The following is a 4010-nucleotide window of genomic DNA, read 5'->3' as shown; positions in this document are numbered from 1 at the left end:
ATGTGACCACACTTCTTTACAGCGGCCAACTGGTCTTCAAAGTGAACACCAGCAGCACCTGCTGCAATCATGTTCTTCATCAGTTCGTAGGCATTCAATACACCACCAAAGCCGGCTTCACCGTCGGCCACGATGGGCAGGAAGTAATCAATTGCGTCTTCGGCTTTCATTTTGCCGTCGCAAATGTTCTTCCACTGGATTTCGTCAGCGCGCTGGAAGGTGTTGTTGATACGACGAACCATCTTTGGCACGGAATCGTAGGCGTACAAAGACTGGTCGGGGTACATGGTCTCGGAGGTGTTGCCGTCAGCAGCAACTTGCCAGCCAGACAGGTAAACGGCTTCCAGGCCTGCTTTGGCTTGCTGCATGGCTTGACCAGCAGTAATTGCACCAAAGGCGTTGACGTAGCCTTTCTTGGCGCCACCGTTTACTTTTTCCCACAGCTTTTCGGCACCGCGCTTGGCCAGGGTGTATTCAGGCTGAACGGAACCACGCAGACGCACCACGTCTTCGGCTTTGTAGCCGCGCTTTACCAGTTTCCAACGGGGGTTGGTTTCCCAATCTTTGTTCAGTTCTTGAACTTGCTGCTCAAAAGTTTTCATGCTTGATTCCTCAGCCAGAGAGTAAAAAAGAAATCGGTGACACATTGCGTGCTGCTCTATACGCCACTGCACAGGGTGATATCACTGAGCTGAGTGGTTGCAATGTGATGATGGGCGTATCTTACGCTGCATTTCGCAAGGCAACAAGAGTTATATCTTATACAAGACTTTTTTTCGTATTGTTTATATTCAATGACTTAAAGCATTTTTATTGGGATGTGAAATACTTTTTTGCTTTATAAAAAAGAGGAGATCCTCTAAATCGTGCAGTGCACCCTGCTTAAGAGTGATCTGGCTCGAACTCGGGTTGGCCCCGAGAACGGCGCATGAACATCAAATTGCTGTCAGACCAAAGCCATATCGCTTACCAGAACCCCATCTTCATCCGCATACACCCAATTGCCTGGGCGGACCACGGTGTGCCCAATCGCGATGTCGATGTTTTCATGGCCAGACCCACGCTTTTGGCTTTTTTGGGGGTGCGTATCCAAAGCGCGAATGCCGATGTTACAGGCATTCATTTCAAGCGTGTCGCGCACACAACCATACACAATCACGCCCGCCCAATTGTTTTTCTCGGCAAGCACTGCCAGATTGCCGCCAAGCAGAGCACAACGCATGCTGCCGCCGCCGTCCACCACCAGCACTTTGCCCGTGCCGTCTTCTTCAAGGGCACTGCGCACCAAGGTGTTGTCTTCAAAAACTTTCAAGGTGTGGGCCTGCCCCTGAAATTGATTCAGCTTGCCCCAGCTTTTAAACATGGGTTGAACCACCCTCAAAGTGCCCAGGGCAATTTTGTCTTCGTTGGCATCGCAAATGTCTGTGGTCGGTAGCATGATGTGGTGTCCGATGAATAAACAAATAAGGTCTACAAGTTATACAGCAAAGTGGGCCAAACTCAGCGGCTTGAAGGCGAAGGTGCTAAGCCGGATCTGAATTCTCTGGGGGTGATGCCCTGCCACTTGATGAACGCGGAAGTGAAGCTTCGGCGGTCCGAATAACCCAAGTTAAGCGCAATGGTCTCAATGGGCAACACCGAATTGCTCAGCATTTCACAGGCCAGATCCCGACGCACCGCGCCAAGCAAAGCCGCATACGATGTGCCCTCTTCTTTCAAGCGGCGTTGCAAGGTTCTGGGGTGAATGTGCAGTTCATCGGCCAAGGTTTCCATGGGCGCGGCCAGCAGGCTTAAACGAGACTTCAACAGACTCCGAAGTTTTTTGCTCAGCGTGTGGTCTTCAACCTCGGGCAACAAGCGATTAAGAATCACCGCCTGCGCTTGCAAATGCGCAGACGGAATACCACCGGGGAAAGGCAGATCAAGCGCAGCAGCGTCTAATACCAAGCCATTGATGTCTTGCTCAAAAACCACCTCGGTTTTGAGCAACTCGGCGTAGGCCTCAATGCTGGCCATGGGGGCATGGCGAAACACAACGCGTTTGAGCAAATACTCGTGCGGGCTCAACAAGCGCATAAACTTGAGCAAAGCGGCCACAGTGGCCTCGACAAACCCCGGCTGGTCTTTGTGCACACCCCGAGGATCTTCCACGCGAATTTCAAGCGTTAATTCATCGCCCTGCTTGCAGGTAGAAAAAAACAAATTGGGATGCAGCAGTTTGCTCGACCAATCCAGTACCTGCATGGCTTGCTGGGGCGTAGAGGCGCTGGTCACAAAGGTGGCCAACTCGGGCAAGCCATCAAAATTAAACGAATCACCAAACACCAAGGGAAAGTGCAAGGTGGGCTTGTGCAACTCAACCTCTGAAAACAGGCGCCCAAAACATTCCAAAGACATGCGGCGCTTGGGGTCGCCGCTCATGTCGATGTCAAGCTTGAGAGCCTGCATGACCTCGTTGAGATCCACATTGCACCGCCGAGCTGCATTGGCCAAACTGGCCAGCAGTCTGAAGTTGATGGTTTCCAAATTAGGCTCCAACCCTCAAACCCAAGGGGCATTGAACGCGACAATTACCCATGTTTGTCGCGAATTCTTCCTTTTTTGTCATTACACATCATATCTCGCAAATTCATCATTGGGTAATCTTGAGTGCATGGTTTAACGCGCATCAAGGCGGAGGCAACACATGACCGAGCACTCTTACAAAGAAGACATGGTGGTTAGAAAAGACTTGGACTTCGGTATCACCAGCGATGACATCCCACGCTACTGGATGGCCGGCGATCCTTTTAAGACGCGTGTGTTCGATGGCGTGCAAATGACCTTTCCCGATGGAGAGCGTTACTTCATTTCCAGCGTTCGCCTGTTTAAAGATCAAATCACCGACCCAGAGATGAAGCAGGCTGTGAGAGATTTTTCTTTCCAGGAAGGGCAACATGGCAAGGTGCACAGTGACTACAACGACCGCCTGCGTAAGCAGGGTGTGCCAGTGGACAAAATGCTCGCTGTGATTAATAAAATTATGCAGGGGCGACTCAAGAATTATTCGGCAAGCTACAACCTGGCCATGACAGCAGCATTTGAGCACTTCACCGCCATGATGGCTGAAATGTTTTTTTCTCGAAAAGAGGTGATGGCTGGCGCCGACCCACGTGTGCGAGCCATGTTGGCCTGGCACGCCATTGAAGAAATGGAACACAAAGCAGTGGCGTTTGACGTCATGCAAAAGGTGGCCAAAGTGGGTTATGGCATGCGATGCCTCGCCATGGCCCATGCCACCTTCAACTTCACATTGCACACCTTGATATTCACGTGGATTATTTTGGGCAAAGACGGCTTTAAAGGCCTGCAACGCGCCAAAATTTACGGCAAGGGTTTGTGGTGGCTGATGGGCCCCAAGGGGGTGTACACCCGCTTGTTTCCCAAGCTTCTGTCGTACTACAAGCCAGGCTTTCACCCCTGGCAGACCGAGACGGTGCACAACTACCAGGCGTGGTTGCAAACCTTCAACAGCACGGGCAACCCGGTGTTGGCGGGCGAGGCCATGTACGAGGCAGCTCACTGAAGCCAGCAGGTCCATGCCGTTTAGCGGTGTCGCTTGCTCCTTGAAGCAAGCGGGTCCATGCCATGTTCGTTCGCTTGCTCTTTGAAGCCAGCAGGTCCTTGTCCCTTTGCGACGGCCAATCTGTTGATCCCTCCCTGAGCCTCGCCTGAACTGAGGCCCGCCCTCCAAAACGGAGGTCGGGTCGGGCCTCTGCCCCCTTGGGGGGCACCGTTCATTCTTGGCACAGTCGGGCAGATTGCCCTGAAGGTCGCTGCAGGGGCATTGGCCCCTGCTGGCTTCTGGGCAAGCGAAGGCGGCTCAGGTGGCATGCGAGCATGGCCTTGCTGCAGCGTGTGCGTGGACTTCGGCTACGCGAATCACCGGCGTGGCCAAGCGCAGCGCCGGGGCTGGGGTGGCACAGGCCGCGCAGGCCGATTCAGGGCAGCCCGCCCGGTTTGGCCCACAC

4 protein-coding genes are annotated in these 4010 nt (G+C 53.1%); 1 reads left to right on the top strand and 3 read right to left on the bottom strand.

The window, feature by feature from the left end:
* From ACEQU8_RS09530 to ACEQU8_RS09520, 3 genes are all read right to left on the bottom strand, one after another.
* Positions 1–602 (bottom strand): isocitrate lyase/phosphoenolpyruvate mutase family protein (locus tag ACEQU8_RS09530; protein ID WP_370263185.1); only part of this gene is annotated, 602 nt, incomplete at its 3' end.
* A 344-nt stretch (positions 603–946) separates the two neighbouring features.
* Positions 947–1438, bottom strand: coding sequence for a ribonuclease E activity regulator RraA (rraA, locus tag ACEQU8_RS09525; protein WP_370263183.1), 492 nt, complete (start codon positions 1436–1438; stop codon positions 947–949).
* Between the two features lie 62 nt (positions 1439–1500).
* Positions 1501–2526 (bottom strand): helix-turn-helix domain-containing protein, encoded by a 1026-nt coding sequence (locus ACEQU8_RS09520; protein ID WP_370263182.1) that lies wholly within the window; start codon positions 2524–2526, stop codon positions 1501–1503.
* Positions 2527–2686: 160 nt separating this feature from the next.
* On the opposite strand from ACEQU8_RS09520, the gene ACEQU8_RS09515 reads away from it, so the two are divergent.
* Positions 2687–3565, top strand: coding sequence for a metal-dependent hydrolase (locus ACEQU8_RS09515; RefSeq protein WP_370263181.1), 879 nt, complete (start codon positions 2687–2689; stop codon positions 3563–3565).
* Positions 3566–4010 lie beyond the last annotated feature (445 nt).

This window comes from Limnobacter sp. (assembly GCF_964228395.1).
Lineage (GTDB): Bacteria > Pseudomonadota > Gammaproteobacteria > Burkholderiales > Burkholderiaceae_B > Limnobacter.
Note: the sequence above shows the minus strand (reverse complement) of the source record. Positions and strands in the feature narration are given on the sequence as shown.

What these genes read in the sequence shown, in the direction of transcription:
- rraA (WP_370263183.1), bottom strand. Translation starts at nt 1,438, where the DNA reads ATGCTACCGACCACAGACATTTGCGATGCCAACGAAGACAAAATTGCC.
- ACEQU8_RS09515 (WP_370263181.1), top strand. Translation starts at nt 2,687, where the DNA reads ATGACCGAGCACTCTTACAAAGAAGACATGGTGGTTAGAAAAGACTTG.